This is a genomic window from Pseudomonas sp. MDT1-16 (assembly GCF_054898115.1).
In genome coordinates this window covers 4,255,658-4,275,632 of sequence record NZ_CM142717.1, presented here as the reverse complement: position 1 = coordinate 4,275,632, position 19,975 = coordinate 4,255,658, and the positions used below count along the sequence as shown (strand labels likewise).

Here is a 19,975-nt window from a genome sequence, read left to right as displayed (position 1 = left end):
CTTTACTCGGCAGCTGATCTCAACGGCAGCAACTCATCCAGCCGGCTATTCGGCCAGGTCGGTAACTTCTCCAGCGTGTCTTTCAACCACGCACTCGGCTCGATACCGTTCAATTTGGCTGTCGCCAGTAAACTCTGGATCGCCGCCGCCCGTCGACCCGCGCGCTCTGACCCGGTAAACAACCAATTTTTCTTACCGACAGCGATCGGCCGAATGACGTTCTCGACGGGATTATTATCAATGGGCAAGTCACCGCTCAGTGCGTAGCGCGACAGTGCCGGCCAGCGCTTGAGGCTGTAATCCATGGCTTTGGCCAGGCTGCCGCCGTTGGCCACGCCTTGGCGAGTCGACTGCAACCAGTCGTGCAGCGATTGCAACTTGAGGTCTGTTTCTTGAGCGCGCAGTTGTTGCCGCTGTTCTGCGTCGAGTTTCCTGCCGCGCCCTTCAATCTCGTAAAGCTCGGCGATCCTTCGCAATGCCTCTGCGGCCACCGGACTCTGATTGCTCGCATGCAACTCGAAGAATTTGCGCCGCGCATGGGCCATGCAGCCCACTTCCGTAATGCCAAGACCAAACAACGCTTTGTAACCGGCATAGTCGTCGACCACCAGATGACCTTTCCAGCCCTCCAGGAACGCACGCACATACGCACCGCTGCGTCCGGGCTGATAGTCGAACACGGCAAGGCCTGGCCCCTCATCCAGGTCGTTGCTGCGATAGCACCACAGATAGGCGCGTTGGGTTTTTCCTTTGCCGGGATCCAGTTGCTGCACCGGGGTTTCGTCGGCATGCAAAATCAGGCGTTGATGCAGTAACTCACGCAATCGATCGGCCAAGGGCTGCAGGGCAAAACCATAGCGGCCTACCCACTCCGACAAGGTTGAGCGGGCCAGCGTGACGCCGTCACGCTGGGCGATCTGCTCCAGCCGATACAGCGGCAAATGATCGAGATACTTGCTGATCAAGATCCAGGCAATCAAGCCGGGGGCCGCCATACCACCGTCGATGACAGCCGGAGCAACGTCGGCTGAGACAATACTTTCGCAAGGGCGGCAGGCGTACTTGCTGCGAATATGGCGTGGACGAAGAACTTCGCAGGTTCGACATCGAGCTGCTCGGTGATGTCTTCACCGATTTTCACCAAGGCACCACCACACTGGCCGCACGTGCACACTTCGGGTTCGTGATGATGTTCGATGCGCGGCAGATGTTCCGGCAGTGCCTGACGCCCGGCCCGCGGACGCTGAGCCCGCAGTTCAGGCACTTGCACCTCGACTTCAGCCTCAATGGCCGCGCAGTCGGCCTCCATGGTTTCGTGAAACAGATCGCGCTGCTCAGGCGACAGGGCTTCGTTCTTGACGCCGAAACGGATGCGCTTGTAGTGCGCCAGTTCAAGCGTCAGAGCCTGGATTTTCAAGGCGTCGTGTTGAGCCTGGGCACGTAACTTATCGACATCGGCCTTATGTAGAAGCGCAGCCATGATCTGCTCCCGCAGTGCGGGATCAAGGTTCAGGGCGGCGATTTCGTCGGCGATAGGCATCCGTGGATTTTACTGAAAAAGTGAACACTATCGTTATCCGCGAACGGTAATGAAGGTTATTTTCTACACTTTCCAGTGACTCATGGGGCGAGCTTCCAAGCGCTGCCAGTCAACGCCGGTGATCAGCCAGCGCCATTGAGCCTGGGTCAGTGTGAAGGCTTTATCGCCTTCGTCTGGCCAGACAAAAGCACCATCATGCAAACGTCGCTGGCTTAGCCAGACGCCGGTTCCATCCGACTGTAAAAGTTTGAGGCGGTTACCTCGGCGATTACGAAAGGCATAGGCGGTGCCGTCGCACGGCGAGTTCCCCAGCGCGTGTTGAACACGTGCCGAAAGGCCATCAATGCCAAGGCGCATGTCCATGGGTTCAAGTATCAACCAGACCTGTGTCGGCAGCAGCATCAGAGCATCTCCTGAAACAAGTGAGCCAACCACGCCGGCTCCACCTCGCGGGGCAATACCAATTCCCAGCCGCTTGGGTGGCGTAGCAGCAAGTCACTTGTTTGGGCAGGTTCATGCACAGCTATGGGTACCAGCGTCAGCGTCTCGTTTCCCAGCTCGCGACTTCGAAACCAATAGCCAAAAGACTTGGTGTTGAGTTGGTGCTGCTCACAGTAGGCGACTTGCGTGAGCCCACTGCTGCGCCATGCCTGGACATGTTCAGCCCAGAATGTGCGCCGGGCAGTGAGTGTGGTGGGTGGTTTCATGTGTGCTCCTTTTTTGGAGAGCACAGCGTGGCGAGTGGAGGTAGGGAATTACAGGTGGCTGGGCTGGAGGCTTACACTCAACTGGATGTTCGATGGCTTTGACCTCTGGCGCAACCGCCCTCATCAAGTTTTGACGCCGCGATTCGTAACCTGATTCGGTATAATCCAGGGCATGGTGCGACACGAGATCGCGTGTTCAACTGTTTAACTTCAATAGGTTAGCAGTCAAACACGTGTCGTAAGCTCTGGATCTCATTGCTCAACTCCGCTTTCTGGAGTAACGAGCCTGACGTGTATCCGTCAGTTCACTAGATCGGCATGCGTCAGGAGCCAATCTTGGGGTGTGAAGCCCGATCAACAATGTCCCTCCCGCAAGAGAGTGCAACCCGGTAACGGGATGCGCAGCACAACCGAATTGCACGGTAGTACGGGGACTAGTGACCCAACCCGCATGGCTAACATATGTGAATCGTCGACAGAACCCTCGTAAGGATTGACGGGCCTACGGCAATTATCGGCCCCAGCCAAAAAAAAGGCATTGCAGCCAGCCATTCCTGTCATGTAATGGGATGCGGTACTAGAAGCGCTGCCGGGGGATAGACGAAGCCTAAACGGGGAATTGATGCGATTCAGGGAACGTGGCAATCCCGACCACTCGCCTTACCATCCACATCGGCAAGGCAGACTTTCCGCAAGGGACGTTGATGAGTGTGGGGAATAGGAGGATGCAAAAAGCAAAGGGCCGTCTGTAACGGATGGCATACCGGTTTCAACATTACCGGCAGGGGCAACCCTGGCTGACGTGCATCTGGTTTACGAGCGCAAATACAACTGTTGATTCCGTCGAACTATGAAGTTAGCACGGGTACACGCTAAGAGATCCTGTGCAAACAGTTTCTAACTTCGAGCAGGACTGTATGAATACGCAACCACCGACTTCGGTTACGTCTGCGTCCTTGGATGGGGCCATGAATTGGTACGGTCTCGATTGGGCCAGAATTCAAACCTCCGTTCGGAAAACACAGTTGAAAATTGCGCAGGCAACAAGGAAGGCCGACTGGCGAAAGGTGAAGCGCCTGCAACGCATGCTAACTCACTCGTTTCATGGGCGATGCTTAGCTGTGCGGCGAGTCACGGAGAACCGGGGTCGCAGGACGCCGGGGGTCGATGGCGAAACGTGGGAGACGCCCCAAGCCAAACTTCGAGGGGTGATGTGTCTATCGATCAAGCGGGGTTACTGTTCTAAACCGTTGAGGCGGGTATGGATACCGAAACCTGGCAAACAGGAGAAACGCCCACTCGGAATTCCCACGATGTTGGACCGGGCCATGCAAGCGCTTCATCTGCTGGCAATTGAACCTGTTGTAGAGAGCCAGAGCGACCCCCGAAGCTACGGCTTCCGACCGGATCGCTCGACGGCCGACGCAATGGTAGAGCTGTTTCATTTGCTGGCCCCCCAAGTAGCCCCTGTCTGGATTCTGGAAGGGGACATCAAAGGTTTTTTCGATAACATCAGCCATGATTGGCTTTGTCAAAATATCCCAATGGATAAGACGATACTGCGCAAATGGCTGAAAACCGGGGTTGTTGACCGGGGGCAATTTGTTGCTACGGAGGCAGGCACGCCACAGGGCGGTATCATCTCTCCCTGTCTGGCAAACGCCACCTTGAATGGTTTGGAGCTTTTGCTGAAAGATCACTTGAAAAAGCGCTTTGGCACCATAGAAGCGAAGAAAACCAAGGTTCAGGTTGTGCGCTATGCAGATGACTTTGTGGTTTTGGCAAACTCGAAAGAGTTGCTTGAAAACGAAATCAAGCCTTGGATAGAGCAATTCCTGTCTGTACGCGGGGTTGCATTATCGCAAGAAAAAACGCGCATCGCACACATCCATCAAGGCTTTGATTTTCTTGGGTGGAATTTTAGGAAGTACGTCCCGAAGTCGCCGCACAGAAAGGCAAAGCTGTTTATCAAGCCTGCGAAGAAGAATGTTTCAACGTTCTATCGGAAAGTGCGAGATATTATAAAAAACAGCGGAACCCTTACTCAGGGTGCACTGATGGGGCGACTGAACCCAGTGCTGCGAGGGTGGGCGCAATATCACTCCCCGGTTGTGGCGAAAGCCACCTTTAACAAGCTGGACAACCTTATCTTCTGGCGGATCTTGAGGTGGGCAAAGCGTCGGCATCCGAGGAAGTCTGTTGGTTGGCTTAAACGGCGATATTACTGTTCCAGAATTCACCGGGCATTTGTATACCCAGTAAAGGGGATCGACGGGACAGTGAAGTTTCGCCAGCTATACATGCTGGCGGATACCGTAATCGTTCGTCACAAGCGCTTGCCGGGTGCGTATCAGCCGTACGATGCAGAACAGGAGTTCAAGTGGGAAGCATTAAGGGTTCAACGGATGCTACATAAGCTCCGGTATCGGCGGCAGATACTGAGTCTTTTCAGGCGGCAACAGGGTAAATGTGCTTTATGCGGGCATGCCATCAGCAAGGATACCGGCTGGCACGATCACCACATTGTCAGGCGGGTGGATGGCGGCCCGGATAAACTAAATAACCGTGTACTGCTCCATCCCGACTGCCACTTACAGTGCCACAAGCAGGGATTCAAGGAGCCACTTAAGCATAGCGGTTTGCAAAAACCACCTTCCGCGTGACCGGCCAGTAATAGACTGGCTTTCGTAAGCTTGAGCCGTATGCGGGGAAACTCGCACGTACGGTTCTAAGGGGGCCCCGGATCAGTAATGATCTGGGGCTACCCGACAATTCCTTGCCCGAAAATCTTCCAGATGATCCCGTTCTGCTCAAGCAAATGCTTGGGCAGATGCTCGACGAGCGTCAGTTGGATAAGGGAAAGATTGTTCGGCTAGAAGAACAGAATGCCCTCCTGCTTCAACGTCTGTTCGGACGTAAGTCCGAGCAAACAGCTGATGCGGCAACGCCGCAACTGGCCCTCTTCAATGAAGTAGAAAGCGTCGTCGAGCCTGTGGACGAAGCCTCAGATGAAGAGGTCGTTGCCCCGACCAAGCGCCGCGGCAAACGCAAGCCATTGCCCGCCGATCTGCCGCGCATCGAGATCATCCACGAACTTCCCGCACATGAACTGACGTGCGTCTGCGGCTGCCGCAAACACACTATTGGCGAAGAAGTCAGCGAGCAGCTCGAAATCGTGCCGATGCAGATCCGTGTGATCAGGCACGTTCGGAAAGTTTACGGTTGCCGCGACTGCGAGATGGCGCCAGTCACTGCTGACAAGCCGGCTCAACTGATTGAAAAAAGCATGGCCAGCCCAAGTGTTCTGGCGATGCTGCTGACCACCAAGTACGTCGATGGACTACCGCTTCACCGTTTCGAAAAAGTCTTGGGCCGCCATGGCGTCGATATCCCGCGCCAGACGTTGGCACGCTGGGTTATCCAGTGCGGTGAACACTTCCAGCCGCTGCTGAATTTAATGCGCGATAGCCTGTTGGGCAGCCGTGTTATCCACTGCGATGAAACACGCGTGCAGGTATTGAAAGAGCCCGACCGAGACCCAAGCAGCCAGTCCTGGATGTGGGTGCAAACCGGCGGCCCGCCAGATAAACCAGTGATCCTTTTTGACTACTCCACCAGCCGTGCGCAGGAGGTGCCGACACGCCTGCTCGATGGCTATCGTGGCTACGTGATGACCGATGATTACGCCGGTTGTAACGCGTTGGGCGCGCAGGCCGGAGTCGAACGTTTGGGCTGCTGGGCGCACGCAAGGCGCAAGCTTGTTGAGGCGCAAAAAGTGCAGCCGAAAGGCAAGACGGGACGCGCTGATATCGCACTGAACCTGATCAAAAAACTCTATGGCGTAGAGCGTGATCTGAAGGATGCGTGCGACGACGATCGTAAAACGGGCCGTCATGATCGGAGCCTGCCAGTGCTGGCTCAGTTGAAAAGCCGGATGGAAAAGACGCAGCCACAAGTTACGTCTCAGAACGCCTTGGGCAAGGCCATCGGCTATCTGGCGAGTAACTGGAACAAACTGGAACGGTACGCCGAGGAAGGCTATTTGCCGATCGACAACAACCCCGCCGAGCGCGCGATCAGGCCCTTCGTCATCGGAAGAAAGAACTGGTTGTTCAGCGACACACCCAAAGGCGCGACGGCCAGTGCTCAACTTTACAGTCTGGTCGAGACTGCCAAAGCCAACGACCAAGAGCCCTATGCGTGGCTGCGCCACGCATTAGAACGGCTGCCACTGGCGACCTCGGTTGAAGATTACGAAGCGCTGTTGCCGTGGAACTGCTCGCCGGCATCGCCAAGCTGAGCGCGCCACCCACCTTGAAGTAGGTGGGGTTTATGGAGCGCTTACCCTTTTTTGGAGAGCACAGCGTGGCGAGTGGAGGTAGGGAATTACAGGTGGCTGGGCTGGAGGCTTACAGTCTACCGGCTTTGGATAGAGGTGCACTTTTTCAACGCTGGCGTTGGGACGCATCATGGTGATGGGCTCCTCTGGAAATTCGGAGCACAGCATCAGCCCTCAGCTATCCGCTTGGAATGTGGGGTTCATGGATCCCTTACTTGTCAACACCGGTTGAAAACTGACCCACCCTACCGAAGTAAAACTGACCCACCCCGGCGGTGTTTGAGGTCTGTTTATTTCTGTGGCGAGGCCGTTTCTCTCGGCACCACCTGACCTGATTTCAGCTTGTCCTTCAGTCGATAACTCTGTCCGCTGACCTGGACGATATGCGCATGGTGCAGAAGCCGATCCAGCAGCGCAGCGGTCAGTGTCGAGTCGTCCGCGAAGGTCGTTGCCCACTGGCTGAACGGCAAGTTGCTGGTCAGCACCAAGCTGCCATGTTCGTACCGTTTGGCGATCACGTTGAAGAACAAGTTGGCTTCGTCACGGCCGAACGGCAAATAGCCGATCTCATCAATCACCAGCAGTTTCGAGCGTTGAACAACGCGACTGAAATACTGAGCCAGGCGCCCTTGATGGTGCGCGGCGACGAGTTGCAAAGTCAGGTCGGCGGCGGAGATGAATCGGGTCGAAATGCCTGCCATGATCGCCCGATAAGCCAGAGCGCTGGCCAAGTGTGTTTTGCCAACGCCCGAAGGCCCCAGCAGCACGACGTTTTCCTTACGCTCGATGAAGGCCAGCCCGGCCAGTTCCAGGATCTGGCTTTGCGGCGCGCCGCTGGCGAATTTGAAGTCGTATTGTTCAACCGTTTTTACCGCCGGCAGCCCGGACTGTTGCAGCAGCGCTTGCCGCCGCCGCTCGTTTCGAGCGCGATCCTCGCTTAGCAGAAGCTGTTCCAGGAAGTCGGCATAGCTCGTTTCTTTTTCGGCCGCTTGCTGGGCCAGTGCCGGCCAGTCCGTCGCAAAAGTGTCCAGCTTGAACTGTTGGCAAAGAGACTCGATGCGCAGATGTTGAAGGTTCATGGACGTACCTCAAGCAGTGCCTGATAGACCGAGAGCGGATGCTGCAAGCTTTCCACCGGCATGGGTTGGACGACCGAAATCATGCTGCTCGCAACCCCTTGGATCTCTGGCAGGGGCAACAAGTGGTGCACTTCGGTATCCAGTCGGTGTTGCGGTATTTCGCCCGTCGTCGCATGTGTTCGGGCGTTGGCGACCTCCATCAACCAAGGGCCGATCTTGCTGTTCGCGACCTCAACGTCCAACAGCAAGTTGACCTGGTTAAGTGACGCGGCCAGTGGCACTACGAAGCTGTTTTTCAGGTAGTGGTTGAAGCGCTCGACCTTGCCCTTGGTCTGCGCCCGATAAGGCCGGCAGACTTTCGGTGTGAAGCCGTAGCGCTCTGCCAAATTCAATAGCGCGGTATTCCAGCGGTGCTGACCGGGGCCATAAACATCGCGTTCCTGGATGATGGTTTTGGCGTTGTCGAAGAGTAGCTTTCGCGGCGTACCGCCGAAGAAACGCAGCGCCTTTTCGATACCGGAACACCACGCTGCGGAGTCTTCGCGACGGGAGAAAACGACGTAGGTCGCACGGCTCCAGCCCAACGTTGCAACGAATGCTAACAACGGATCGCGGCCACGCCGAATGACGGTGAAGTCCACCTGCATCTGCTCACCGGGCTCGGTTTCAAAGCGAACGACGGCTTCGTTTGCCTTGGATTTCAAGGTCAGCAGAAAGCTGGTGAGAATTGAGTACCCGCCTTCGTAACCCTGTTCGCGGATCTCCCTCAACAGCACGATGGCGGGAATCCAATGGGGTCGAGCGGCTTCTACGCGCTGGCGCAGATAGGCCTCGAAAGGCACAAGCTTGCCCACGCGCTGCGCGCGCGGGCCATAGACGACGGGCTGGCGCTGGGCCTGTAATTTGAGGTGGCGTCGAATGGTATTGCGAGAGCAGCCCATCTGCCGGGCGATGGCCCGAATAGACAAACCCTGACGAATAAGAACACTGATTTCCACGTGTTGCTCCTGGGACAGCATGGGCAGCTCGCAAAAGCTGCATTTTGCCCAAGTGGGTCAGTTTTCAACCGGTAGGGTGGGTCAGTTTTGCATCGGTACTTGCGGATTCCACGACACTTGGACACTCAGCCCACGATCATTTGGACACTCGTTCCATGCTCACTTGGACACCTGATCCACATCCACTTGGACAGGCAGTCGGAGCGCAGCGACGCAGGTTTGCATTGTTAGTCTGAAGTTCCTACCGCCGTCAATTTCGTTGCGCGTCTGCGCATCGATTCGCCCTTCAGTTCGATCCGATAAGCGTTGTGCACCAGCCGGTCGAGGATCGCGTCGCCCAAGGTCGGATCGCCGATCAGTGCATGCCATTTGTCCACGGGCATCTGGCTGGTCACCAGCGTCGAGCGGTTGCCGTAGCGGTCGTCCAGCAGCTCAAGCATGTCGCGCCGTTGCGCTGCGGTAAACGGCGCCAGGCCCCAGTCGTCCAGGATCAGCAAGTCGGTCTTGGCATAACCCGCCATCAGTTTCGCGAAGCGGCCGTCGCCGTGGGCCAGGCCTAGTTCTTCCATCAAGCGCGGCAAGCGTAGATAACGCACGCTGTAACCGTCGCGGCAGGCCTTGTGAGCCAGCGCGCAGGCGAGCCAGGTTTTGCCTACGCCAGTTGGGCCGCCGATGATCAGGTTCAGGCCGTCGCGCAGCCATTGGCCGCTGCCCAGTTGGAGGATCAAGGCCTTGTCCAGGCCACGCGGGCTGCGGTAGTCGATGTCTTCCAGGCAGGCGTTATGGCGCAGTCGTGCGGCTTTCAGGCGAGTCGTCAGGCGGGCGTCTTCGCGCTCGGTCAGCTCGCGGTCGACCATCAGACCGAGGCGTTCGTCGAAGCTGAGATCGTTGATGTCAGGCGTTGCGTGTTGTTCGCCAAGCGCCTTGATCATGCCGTGCAGGCGCAGGGTTTGCAGCTTATCGAGAGTTGGGTTGGGCAGCATTTTGATGCTCCTTTTTCAGTCAGTGGTAGTAGCCAGGGCCGCGCAGATTGATATGTTCTTCAGGCAGTAACGGCAGGTTTTGCTGGGCCAGCGGCAGCCGTTCCAGCCCTTGGCGCAGGATCGATTCAAGGCTTTTGTAACTGCACGCGCCCAGTGCCAGCGCACGCTGGCAAGCGGCTTCCAGCCGCTCTTCACCGTGCTGTTTACCCAGGCGCAGGATGCCCAGGCAGGCGCGGAAGCCGTGCTGCGGATGGATCCGGCGTTCGAGGATGTAGGCGATGACGCCGGCCGTATTCGGGCCTGTCTGCTCTGCCCAGTGGATCAATCGCTGCGGCGTCCATTCGGCATGTTCGCGGTGACTTTTGGGCATGTGCTCGGTTTGGGTGGTGTGGCGGCCTTTGTGCGGCGAGCGCAGATGGCTGGCCACCCGCTGGTTGGCGTGGAAGCACTCGACGGTCTTAGCGGTTAGCCGCACTTCGAGTTGGTGCTTCACCAGCTGGTACGGCACCGAGTAGTAATGGCCGTCGACCTCGACGTGGTAGTCGATGTGTACGCGTACCTTTTTCCATTCGGCGTAGACGTAAGGGTGTTCCGGCAGCGGTTGCAACGCCGGTTGGTCGATGGTCTCGAAGGCTGACCGGCGTGAGCCTGGCAGCTTCTTGAAGGGCTTCTGATTGAGGCGATCCAGCAGCAGCGCGATGGCTGTGTTGAGTTCGCCCAAGGAGAAGAACTGGCGGTTGCGCAGCACCGCCAGGATCCACCGCTCGACTACCTGTACGCCGACTTCAACCTTGGCTTTGTCCTTGGGTTTACGCGAGCGAGCGGGCAGCACGGCCACGCCGTAATGCTCGGCCAGGTCGCGGTAACTGGGGTTGATGTCGGGCTCGTAGCGATGTGCCTTGGTAACGCCGCTGCGCAGATTGTCGGGTACCAGTATCTGCGATGTGCCGCCGAGAAAGGCGAAGCAGCGGGCATGCGAGCCCAGCCAGTCAGAGAGTTTCTGCGACCAAGTGGCTTCGGCGAAGGTGTAGCTGGACGCCCCGAGGACGGCGACGAAGATCTGGGCTTGATGGATTTCCCCGGTCTGCCGGTCGATGACCGGCACGGTCTGGCCGGCGTAATCGACAAACAGCTTTTCGCCCGCACGGTGCTCCTGGCGCATGACCACGTCGACCTTGGCAGCCCAGAGGCGGTAGTGCTCGCAGAACCAGCTGTACTGGAAGCCTTGCGGGTGGGTGAGCCGATACTCTTGCCAAAGCAGGGCCAGGGTTACGCCGGGGCGGCGTAGCTCAGCATGCGCCCATGCCCAGTCCGGCATCGGACGTTGATCACTGGGAACCGTCGGTGCTGGCGGGAACAGACATCGCTCCAGTTCGGCGTCCGACAACGACGTCGGCCAAGTCAGCCCGCAAGCGTTGAAACGGTGCAGGTAATTGCCGGCACTGCCGCTGCTAATGCGCAGGCTGGTAGCAATTTTGCGCACGGACAGGCCGGCGTCGAACTTTAGGCGTAGTACCTCTCGGATTTTACGCATGGATATACGCTCCACGACGACCTCTTCGCTTCGATAAAAGAGGTCGATGGTAGTGAATAGTCCTGCGTTGCTGCCTGCCTGAGCTTGGGGTCGGATCAGTGAGAGATCACTGTCCAAGTGCTCGTGGAATCAGTGTCCAAGTGGCCGTGGAATGAGTGTCCAAGTCAGCGTGGAATCGCTGTCCAAGTGTTCGTGGAATGGGTGTCCAAGTGCGCATGGAATCCCCATCGGTACTGACACTTACTAATAAAAACGGCTGTTTGATGAGGGCCTCGGAATCCAGTGGCGATGCGTTCTATCTGGACATTGTCCACTTGACGCCGCACGGCGCGGACTTCGCAATGAAGGCCATCGCCCCCGAATTGGGCGTCCAGGATCGTTAGTCAATGAGTCGAGTGATTTGTCGGCAAGGCGTTGTAGCCGATGTGGACTCTGCGAGGTGGAGTCCGAATAGAGTGCTGAGCGATCGGCCATCATTCTGAAACTTTCAGCAAATTCTCAGAATGATGGCCAGTTTCAGCTCTGTATTACGTGATCATTTCGCTTGTTTGACGATTTGTACCCAGTCCAGTCGGGCTGAAAGTCCGTAATATTTATCGTCTGTTGGCGAATCAAACTCCAGTTCGTTCCTTCCGGTCTTCAGTGTCTCAGGGTTTACCGCGCCTCTGAAGTTTCCGTCTGCACCCCACTGAATAGAGATCAAGGTGCCGTTAATGCGAATTTGCATCTGGCTGCGCATTTGCTCATTGGCGAAGATATTAAAGTAGCCGCTTACTTCATAAGGCGTCGCTTGGGGTGTCAGGTCAAAGTACAGGAATGAGCGCGCGGCGTTTTTCCAGGCTGACGACACGTGATGGGTGTAGCCGCTTGACTCCCACTCTGGATCACGCCAGCCCGAACCTGCCGTCGGGATGTAAAGGCTCCACCAGTCGCCAAAGCTCCAGCGATATTCTTCTTTGGGCAATTGGTCCCTGAACTTGAAAAAATCGAACTGTTTTGTCTCGGTGACGCCTCGAAACCGGATGCCCACAGGGGAGTCGTTGGAGGTCAGTTCCTGACGATAGGCATCCAGTTCAGAGTGAGCGGCCACTTTGCTATGGTCGCCCACTACGACAGGGATAACGTCGGATTTTGAAAGTCGTTTGCTGGGTTGCTGAACAGTGGGTTCAATGCCTGGTCCACTGACGGAGGCGGGATAATTAAATGTCCAGCCGTCGGCATCTTCGACGCAGTTGCCTCTTCTAGACAACGAATCCACTTGTTGCCACTCATGGCTCGGCATGTAACAAACTTCGATTTTGTCGATCAATTTGCTGTACATGTAGGACAACGCTGGCGCCATGTCGACATTCAAAAACATCCAGTCGTGGTTCAATTGGTTGGAGTAATCGAGGATCAATAGTGTTTTGCTCTGAGGCAGTTTGCCATCAAAGTTTTGCACGATATCCCTGAGTACTAGTTGTTGGCTTTTTGAGATGTTGATGTAGTGGTGAAACTGGAAGAGTTGAGCACCCAACCCAATGCAGATCATCGCGGCGGCTATTGCGCTGGTCACGGTCCTCGAAAAATAATTCACTGCCCACAGCAGCGAGATAAAGAATAGTGTTGCACCCGGAGCGGTATAGAGGAATGTACGCTGGCTGATCGCAAGGTGTGGCGGGGACAGCAGGAACGGTGCATAACCAAGGCAGACCAGCACAATGCCTATGGCTGCCAGACGGCACATCCGGGCAAGCATCGGGCGGATCTTGTTCTCGGAAATCGTGCTGTTCTTCGATGTTCTTGAAATAACAAAAAAGATGGAGAGAATGACCAGGGTGGCGACGGCCAGATACCAATAGCTGATCACCTCGACCCGGGTGATGCGTAATGCGTCGGCCCAGCCGCCTACAATGCTGCGGATGAGGCCGACAGAAAACAGTTTCGGGTAAGTCTGCTGCAGGGTCGTCAGCGCACTACTGCCTGCCAGGTTGCTTTGATAGCTCTGAATAAGCGGTGCGGTGTGGATGACGTAGGCTACATAGGCAGCCGCGCCGCCAAGCCATACCAGATGCTGTAAAACATACGTTTTGATATGAGGGATTATTCCCTTGAAGCCGATCTGGACGAATATGACCAAGGCGGGAATCGCTGCCAGTAACAACGAGATTTCATACATCCCGCAGGCGGCGGCCAGCAATAGGCCGCTCACTACGCTCAGCGCATAGGATCGGGTTTTGCTGCTTTGATCAAGGGCACGCAGGAAGATCACGCTGCCCATCAACATTAGGCTTAATGCCCAATTGATGTGGATGGACCTGAACGACAGTTGCATGGTGTCTGCCGGGTACAAAATGACAAGCACGCTCGCCAACATGCCCCACTTTAATGAACCGGTCATTTTGGTCGTGAGGATACTTAAAGCCGACCCTTTGATGATCAGCGCGGCAATCAGTAGGACATGCCAGTAATAGAAGCTGTTGGGATCAAGCAAGTACGCGACAGCGTGAGGGAAGATGGTCAATGGACGAAGCGCATGGAGGGGCAGGGCGCTGTTCACATCGGTAATGAAAAACAATCCTAGTCTGCTGAACAGACCAACGATCCCCCATTCTTCCAATACTCCTGTCAGGGTAAAGCCAGAAGGCAGCCACATTATTAAAACAACGATGGCTGCCGGGAGGATATGAGTTATCCAGCGCGTGTACCGTTGTGTGTGCACAGAGGGGGGGAGCGTATGACTAGTCTTCATAGAAGGCCTTTTGTTCATTAAAATGCCGTAGCTTGTGTTCAGAGCAGATATTCAGGTTTGCAGTTGAAAGCCAGTGCGTAGTTCTGCGCTTCTGTGCGCCACCGTTACTCTGGGCATTTGCAGCGAAATGTCAGAGTAGCGACGGCCGATTCGGGTTTTTATGTCCAGTTGTCAGCGGCTTTCCTTGGCTACTTTTACCCAGTCGAGTCTGGCGGAAAGCCCGTAGTGCTTGTCATCGACTTGCGACACGAACTCAATGACATTCCTGCCAGACTTTAATGTAGTCGGGTCCAGGTTACCGCTGAAATTTCCGTCCTTGCCCCATTGGATGGGAGTTAGAGAGCCGTTCACCAGAACCTGCATTTCGCTGCGGATACTTTCATTGGTGAACGCGTTGAAACTCCCGCTGATGCTATAAGGCACCGCTGCCGTGGTCATTTCAAAGTTGAGTGACGCTCGTGGTGCAATTTTCCAGGCGGAGGCGTTGTGGGATATACGGCTGCCTTCCCACTCGACTTTTTTCCATTCGGAGCCCGCTATCGGAATGTCCAGGCTCCACCTGTTACCAAAACTCCAGAAGTATTCATCCTTGTTTGTCTCATCCCGGAAGCCGAGGAAGTCGAACCAAGGTTGTGTCTGGGTGAGTCCTCGGTACCTTGCGCTCATTGTGAAGGCAGTCGATTCAAGGTTTTGGCGGTGGGCCTCAAGCTCAGCAGTGACGGGCTCCGTATCACCGTTGCCAACGACCACGGTGACAATCTCCGATTTCGGATGTTTTTTACTGGGCGGTTGATCCGTGGCTGCCATTCCCGGCCCGCTGGCAGAGGTAGGGTAGTGGAAAATCCAGCTATCGGCAGTCTCTTCACAACTTCCCTTGCGCAGCAGTGCCTCGGATTGCTGCCACTCATGACTAGGCATGTAGCAGACCTCCAGGGTGTCGACAGGTTTGCCGTATATGTGGAACAAAAGTGCTGCTAGATTAGGGTTCAAAAACATCCAGTCGTGATTGAGCTGGTTGTTGTAGTCGAGAATCACCAGTGTTTTATTGGCTGCGTTACCATCAAAATTCCGTATGATGTCTCTCAGTACAAGTTGTTGTCGTTTTGAGATGTCAATGTAGTGGTGGAGTTGATAGAGCTGCGAGGCCAAGCCGGTAAATACAAATACTGTGGCCACTAACGCGGTTGCAATTTTTGAAAAGTAATTAATGGCTAAAAGTAGGGCCACAAAGACCAACGTTGCTCCCGGTGCCGCATACAGGAATGTTCGCTGGCTGACGGACATATGGGCAATATTGAAAATTAATGGCAAATACCCGAGGCAGATAATGACTATGCCGGCGGCTGCCATTCGGAGAATCAGTGCCAATGGCGGATTGGTCTCGATCTGCGAAGCAATGGCGCTTTTTGAATGCATGGAAACAATAAAAACCAGTAAAAGTAACGTAGCCGTGGTAAGTACGAGGTGCCCGTAACCGGTGAACTCGGCCAAGGTGATCTTGATTGCATCAATCCAGCCGCCAAAAAGACTTCGCATTACGCCAAGGCTAAAGATTTTAGGATAGTACCTGTTCAGGGAAGAGAGTGCGCTGTCGCCAACCACTGCGCCTTGATAGCTTTGCACGAGTGGAGCGGTGTGAATCACATACGCTATGTAGACAATGGCGCCAGATGCCCAAATCAGGTGTTGTATATAAAACGTTTTGATATGCGGGATGATTTTCTTGAAGCCGATCTGTATGAAAATCACCAGTGCTGGAATGATCGCCAGCACCAGTGCGACCTCATACAATGCGCAGCCGGCGGCAAGAAGTAGACTGCTGGCGCCGCTCAGGGTAAAGGATCGGACTTTGCTTTTTTGCTCGAGGGCTTGCAGAAAAATAACACATCCCAGCAAGGCAAGGCTTAACGCCCAGTTGATGTGTATTGACCTGAATGAAAGTTGCATCGTGTCCGCAGGGAAGATAATGACAAGCACGCTAGCCATCATGCCCCACTTCACGGTGCCTGTTATTCGGGTTGTTATCACGCTCAATGCCCAGCCTTTGATGACGAGGGCAATTGTTAAAAGGACATGCCAGTAATTGAAGGTGTTGGAGTCAAGGAAGTAGGCGAGGGAGTGTGGGAAAATAGTAAGTGGGCGAAGTGAATGTGCGGGCATGGCACTGGATACATCGGCTATAAAAAACACGCCAATTCGACTGAATAAACCGATAACTCCCCATTCTTCGAGCAATCCGATCATTGCAAAGCCGAAGGGTAGCCATATGAAGAGTATGGTCAATAATGCGGGCCCGAGATGGGCGAGCCAACATAATGCTTTTCCATTGTGTAGCGATGACGTCACAGGGGACAACTGAAAAGTGGTAACGGTCATGGGGTGCCTGTTAATCCTTCGAGGGCTTTTTTTTATGAGTTGCTTTCAGAACAATCTTATTTAAAAGGTAGCTGGAAGGCAGGAGGAGCACGATGACCAGAATGGGGGCAATGGCTTTGTGCAGGTGCAGGTATTCAACCAGAAGACCCAGCAGCAGTGCTCCAAACAGGTATTGCACAAGGTAGATGGTGGGGTAAATCACCATCCCCACCCATGACTGTTCTACCTTAAAGACTATTTTTGAGTTGAAGAAATAAGCAAAGAATATTCCGGCCGCATAGGCAATCGCGTAGGCGATCTGGTAGTCGATCAAGTAACTCAAAAAAAGATAGAGGCAATACGTGAGCCCGGTATTAAGCACGCCGCCGACAAGAAAACTTAGCCAGCGGCGTACCCGGGGATCATGAGTGAGCTTGATCACGAGGCGCTTTTTTTCGATGTCAGTTTGGTGAAATCTGAGTAGTCTCTGATGTAATCGTCGGCCTCGTAGTAATCCGAGGTGAAGACCAGCAATACGGCGTCTTCGGAGTACTTGTACTGAATGCCCCAGGTCAGCGGTGGCAAGTAAATGCCTTTGTTCGGGGCGTCCAGAAGAACTTCCGCACGATTGGTCCCATCGTCAACCACTACGGCACAGCTGCCTTTGACGCAAATCAGAAACTGGTGGCATTTGTGGTGTGCGTGTTCGCCGCGGGTTTTCTGGCTTGGCACATTAAATACAAGGAAGTAGCGCTTGGGGGTGAAAGGGATATCCTTGTGAAATTCGCCGACTGACAGATCGCCTCGCATGTCTGGGATGAACTTAAACTTGTGAGTCGTCACTTCGCCAACGCCGATCTTGACGACCGCGTCGTCCTGCTCTTCGGCTTTGTGTGTCGCTGTTTTGGACGCATCGCTGAAGGCGGAGTTTTCCACATAGCCGGTGATTCTTGCCGGTGAACCGGTGACGATGGCATACGGAGGCACTGATTTGGTGACGACGGCGCCGGCACCAACCATGGCGCCAGTACCGATCGTCACGCCAGGCAGAATGACCGCCCCACCGCCAATGGATGCTCCATCCTGTATGACGGTTTGGGAGAATGAGTCCAGATAGACTTTGGATCGCGGGAACTTGTCGTTGGTGAACGTGGCGTTGGGGCCGATGAATACGTCCGAGCCGATTCTCAGGCCATCCCATACATAGACGCCGGATTTGATCGTAGTGCGATCGCCGATGATCACATCGTTTTCGATCAGGCAATGCGAGCAGACGTTGACGTCGTCACCGATGACGGCGTCAGGGAAGATCACCACGTACTGCCATACGCGGGTGTTTTTTCCAATGTGTTTGCTTTTGACGTCAGCACTGGCGTGGATGAAGGGATCAGTCAATTGGGTTCTCCTTGTTATCGAACTTCATGCACACGATGGCCAGTGGCCTTTGTTTGCTGTTTTCGTAGGCGCGCCAGGCGTAAGTGCCTACCAGGCCTAGCGCCAGTAAATTCATTGTTCCCAGCATCAGAACCACGACCATAGTCGCGGCGTAGCCCGGGACCTCGATTGCGCCAGAAATGCGGGCGATGATGACCATCAAGCCAATGAACAGCGAAACGAGCGAGCCCATGGCACCCATTCGGATCAGCAATCTGATGGGGTAGTCGGTGAAGGCAAAGACGCTGTCCATCATGTACTCGAGCTTCTTTTTGAACGTCCACGCGGATTTTCCTTCCTGGCGGGTCTGACGTTCGTACTCAATGAACTTTCTTCTGAAGCCCAGCCAAAATATCAGTGCGATCAGCGAGGAGCGGGATTCATTCAGTTGCAGCAGTTGCTCGCGAAAAGCTTTGTTGCAGCCAAAAATATCCACGCCACCCTTGGGCATGTCATGCACAACCAGGCGACGATACAAACCCCAGAATATCGATGAGGCCATACGGCTCGAAAGCGGATCTTTTCGAGCGTTGCGAGTGCCGATAGCAATATCGCACTCATCGTTGGAAAGGGACTTAAAGAAGCTGATCAGCAATTCCGGAGGTTCCTGGAGATCAGCCGCCATCACGCCGAAGTAGTCTCCCTTCGCCGCCATCAAGCCGGTACGAATGGCGGGAAACGAGCCAAAGTTTCGAGAGTGAGCCAGTAGCTGTGCAGAGAAACTCATCGTGCCCAGCGCTGCTTTGAGCAAGGCGAACGATTCATCGGGGCTGCCGTCTACCACGAAGACCACTTCGAGCTGGTTCTCTAGGGTCTCGTTCATGTCCGTCAAGGCCTGGATCAGCCGAGGTATTGAATCAACATTCTTGTAGACCGGAACAATAACGGAATATCTCATTCAGCCCATCCATTGACGGCTGCAACGACATTGCTGACTTCGTCGTCGGTCATTTCCGGGTAGCAGGGCAGTGTCAGAATCACCGATGCCAAATGCTCGATATTTTCAAGCGAAAATCCGACGAATTGTTGCCCGAATACCGGTTGCTTGTAATCAGGGATCGGGTAGTGAACATCCGATGCAATTTGGGCTTCGCGCAAATGCACCTGCAGTGCCGCTCTTTTTGCTGACTGGATCACATACAAGTGCGCAACCGATGCGTTGCCATGGTCTTGCGGATGTTGAACGTCGCTGTGGTTGATTTCGCTGCGATAACGCGCGGCAATCTGGCGACGACGCACGTTTCCTTCGTCGAGGTGTGGAAGGAACTCCAGCAGGATAGCGGCTTGCATCTCATCCAGACGACTGTTTCGAGCACCGTCCAGTTCAACGCAGTACTTTGATGACCAGCCATACTGGCGCAGTTGGGCTACGCGCTGGGCAATGTCAGCCGAGTTGGTCACCACCGCGCCGCCGTCGCCCAAGGCGCCGAGGTTTTTGGTGGGGTAAAAGCTGAAGCTGGAAGCATCGCCAAAGGTGCCGACACGCTTGCCGTTCCGTTCGGCGCCATGGGCTTGTGCGCAATCTTCCAGAAGGGTGATTTTTTGCGCTGCGCAGTAGGTCGCGATTTCCTGAATCTCGGGGATTGCCAAACCATACAGGTGCGTGACGACCACCGCTTTGGCGCCCGAGGCGATAGCATTTTTCACGCTCGCGAGTGTCACAACTTGTGTATCCAGTTCGACGTCCATGAACAGCGGGGTCGCACCAATCGCCATGATCGAGGTGGTGGTATACATGCCGGCGTTTGCGACGGTTGCCACTTGGTCATTTTTCTGAACGCCCAGAGCCTTCAACGCCAATTCGATTGCATCGGTACCGTTGGCCACGGTGACGCAATGACTGGCGTTCAAATATTCAGCGAAAGCAGCTTCGAAACGTTTGACCTCCGGCCCCAAAATCACCCAACCACTGGCGACGACTCGTTGAATCGATGTATTAATTTGAGTCTGGAATTTGTTGATCTTCGTCGCGAGGTTGTTGATTTGCTGCATGGGTGCTCTCCATTTCGAAGCAAAAAAAGCGTGTAATTTATGATTTTTGACGGCGTTAACCAAAGTTTGCATGTGACGGGAAGGCCGCGGTCTACTCAGGTGAACGCTCCATTCCCTTTTTTCGCACGGATTCTATCCCTCCCATGAGCTAGCTCCAACCAGCGAAGAGCAAATAGGGGCCAATGCTTTGCCATTCGTTGATTTCGGCACAGGTAAGCCAGTCGCGACGGGCAGCGAAGTGGCTAACTTCGAGGTAATTCAATAAACTGCTGCTTGCACGAAT

The 19,975-nt window shown here is 54.9% G+C and carries 14 protein-coding genes and 1 pseudogene; 2 read left to right on the top strand and 13 right to left on the bottom strand.

Going from position 1 to position 19,975, the window contains the following annotated elements:
- Positions 1–2 precede the first annotated feature (2 nt).
- From tnpC (ACYZT3_RS19600) to tnpA, 3 genes and pseudogenes are all read right to left on the bottom strand, one after another.
- A pseudogene (gene tnpC / locus ACYZT3_RS19600) lies at positions 3–1,540 on the bottom strand (IS66 family transposase).
- Positions 1,541–1,603: 63 nt separating this feature from the next.
- Positions 1,604–1,942, bottom strand: coding sequence for an IS66 family insertion sequence element accessory protein TnpB (tnpB, locus tag ACYZT3_RS19595; protein ID WP_462030510.1), 339 nt, complete (start codon positions 1,940–1,942; stop codon positions 1,604–1,606).
- Positions 1,942–2,247, bottom strand: coding sequence for an IS66 family insertion sequence element accessory protein TnpA (gene tnpA, locus ACYZT3_RS19590; RefSeq protein WP_462030509.1), 306 nt, complete (start codon positions 2,245–2,247; stop codon positions 1,942–1,944). The genes tnpB and tnpA overlap by 1 nt, the downstream gene beginning before the upstream one ends.
- 917 nt (positions 2,248–3,164) lie before the next feature.
- Between tnpA and ltrA the strand changes: the two genes are divergently transcribed.
- Positions 3,165–4,910 (top strand): group II intron reverse transcriptase/maturase, encoded by a 1,746-nt coding sequence (ltrA, locus tag ACYZT3_RS19585; RefSeq protein ID WP_462030198.1) that lies wholly within the window; start codon positions 3,165–3,167, stop codon positions 4,908–4,910.
- A gap of 155 nt (positions 4,911–5,065) precedes the next feature.
- Positions 5,066–6,547 carry an IS66 family transposase gene (gene tnpC, locus ACYZT3_RS19580; RefSeq protein WP_462032402.1) on the top strand — a complete coding sequence of 494 codons (1,482 nt, stop codon included), beginning with the start codon at positions 5,066–5,068 and terminating at the stop codon, positions 6,545–6,547.
- Between the two features lie 329 nt (positions 6,548–6,876).
- Here the strand turns inward: tnpC (ACYZT3_RS19580) and istB (ACYZT3_RS19575) are convergent, their stop codons facing one another.
- From istB (ACYZT3_RS19575) to ACYZT3_RS19530, 10 genes are all read right to left on the bottom strand, one after another.
- Complete coding sequence (istB, locus tag ACYZT3_RS19575) at positions 6,877–7,665, bottom strand: IS21-like element helper ATPase IstB (RefSeq protein ID WP_131061594.1); 789 nt, start codon at positions 7,663–7,665, stop codon at positions 6,877–6,879.
- On the bottom strand, positions 7,662–8,684 hold the full coding sequence (gene istA, locus ACYZT3_RS19570) for an IS21 family transposase (RefSeq protein ID WP_131061595.1): 1,023 nt from the start codon (positions 8,682–8,684) through the stop codon (positions 7,662–7,664). The genes istB (ACYZT3_RS19575) and istA (ACYZT3_RS19570) overlap by 4 nt, the downstream gene beginning before the upstream one ends.
- Positions 8,685–8,890: 206 nt before the next feature.
- The gene (gene istB / locus ACYZT3_RS19565; protein ID WP_462030508.1) at positions 8,891–9,646 is read right to left on the bottom strand and encodes an IS21-like element ISPsy14 family helper ATPase IstB; all 756 of its coding nucleotides are present in this window, start codon (positions 9,644–9,646) and stop codon (positions 8,891–8,893) included.
- Positions 9,647–9,665: 19 nt separating this feature from the next.
- Positions 9,666–11,180 carry an IS21 family transposase gene (gene istA, locus ACYZT3_RS19560; RefSeq protein WP_462030507.1) on the bottom strand — a complete coding sequence of 505 codons (1,515 nt, stop codon included), beginning with the start codon at positions 11,178–11,180 and terminating at the stop codon, positions 9,666–9,668.
- 535 nt (positions 11,181–11,715) lie between these two features.
- Entirely contained in the window at positions 11,716–13,815 is a 2,100-nt protein-coding gene (locus ACYZT3_RS19555; RefSeq protein ID WP_462030506.1) for a hypothetical protein, read from the bottom strand.
- Between the two features lie 267 nt (positions 13,816–14,082).
- Entirely contained in the window at positions 14,083–16,287 is a 2,205-nt protein-coding gene (locus ACYZT3_RS19550; protein WP_462030505.1) for a hypothetical protein, read from the bottom strand.
- Positions 16,288–16,297: 10 nt separating this feature from the next.
- Positions 16,298–16,708, bottom strand: coding sequence for a GtrA family protein (locus tag ACYZT3_RS19545; RefSeq protein ID WP_462030504.1), 411 nt, complete (start codon positions 16,706–16,708; stop codon positions 16,298–16,300).
- The gene (locus tag ACYZT3_RS19540) at positions 16,705–17,661 is read right to left on the bottom strand and encodes a WxcM-like domain-containing protein (RefSeq protein WP_462030503.1); all 957 of its coding nucleotides are present in this window, start codon (positions 17,659–17,661) and stop codon (positions 16,705–16,707) included. Before ACYZT3_RS19540 ends, ACYZT3_RS19545 begins: the two co-directional genes overlap by 4 nt.
- Positions 17,654–18,598, bottom strand: a complete 945-nt coding sequence (locus tag ACYZT3_RS19535; protein ID WP_462030502.1) for a glycosyltransferase family 2 protein — start codon at positions 18,596–18,598, stop codon at positions 17,654–17,656. Before ACYZT3_RS19535 ends, ACYZT3_RS19540 begins: the two co-directional genes overlap by 8 nt.
- On the bottom strand, positions 18,595–19,755 hold the full coding sequence (locus tag ACYZT3_RS19530; protein ID WP_462030501.1) for a DegT/DnrJ/EryC1/StrS family aminotransferase: 1,161 nt from the start codon (positions 19,753–19,755) through the stop codon (positions 18,595–18,597). The genes ACYZT3_RS19535 and ACYZT3_RS19530 overlap by 4 nt, the downstream gene beginning before the upstream one ends.
- Positions 19,756–19,975: the final 220 nt, after the last annotated feature.

What these genes read in the sequence shown, in the direction of transcription:
- tnpB (WP_462030510.1), bottom strand. Translation starts at nt 1,942, where the DNA reads ATGCTGCTGCCGACACAGGTCTGGTTGATACTTGAACCCATGGACATG.
- tnpA (WP_462030509.1), bottom strand. Translation starts at nt 2,247, where the DNA reads ATGAAACCACCCACCACACTCACTGCCCGGCGCACATTCTGGGCTGAA.
- ltrA (WP_462030198.1), top strand. Translation starts at nt 3,165, where the DNA reads ATGAATACGCAACCACCGACTTCGGTTACGTCTGCGTCCTTGGATGGG.
- tnpC (WP_462032402.1), top strand. Translation starts at nt 5,066, where the DNA reads ATGCTTGGGCAGATGCTCGACGAGCGTCAGTTGGATAAGGGAAAGATT.
- istB (WP_131061594.1), bottom strand. Translation starts at nt 7,665, where the DNA reads ATGAACCTTCAACATCTGCGCATCGAGTCTCTTTGCCAACAGTTCAAG.
- istA (WP_131061595.1), bottom strand. Translation starts at nt 8,684, where the DNA reads ATGCTGTCCCAGGAGCAACACGTGGAAATCAGTGTTCTTATTCGTCAG.
- istB (WP_462030508.1), bottom strand. Translation starts at nt 9,646, where the DNA reads ATGCTGCCCAACCCAACTCTCGATAAGCTGCAAACCCTGCGCCTGCAC.
- istA (WP_462030507.1), bottom strand. Translation starts at nt 11,180, where the DNA reads ATGCGTAAAATCCGAGAGGTACTACGCCTAAAGTTCGACGCCGGCCTG.
- ACYZT3_RS19555 (WP_462030506.1), bottom strand. Translation starts at nt 13,815, where the DNA reads ATGTGGCTGCCTTCTGGCTTTACCCTGACAGGAGTATTGGAAGAATGG.
- ACYZT3_RS19550 (WP_462030505.1), bottom strand. Translation starts at nt 16,287, where the DNA reads ATGACCGTTACCACTTTTCAGTTGTCCCCTGTGACGTCATCGCTACAC.
- ACYZT3_RS19535 (WP_462030502.1), bottom strand. Translation starts at nt 18,598, where the DNA reads ATGAGATATTCCGTTATTGTTCCGGTCTACAAGAATGTTGATTCAATA.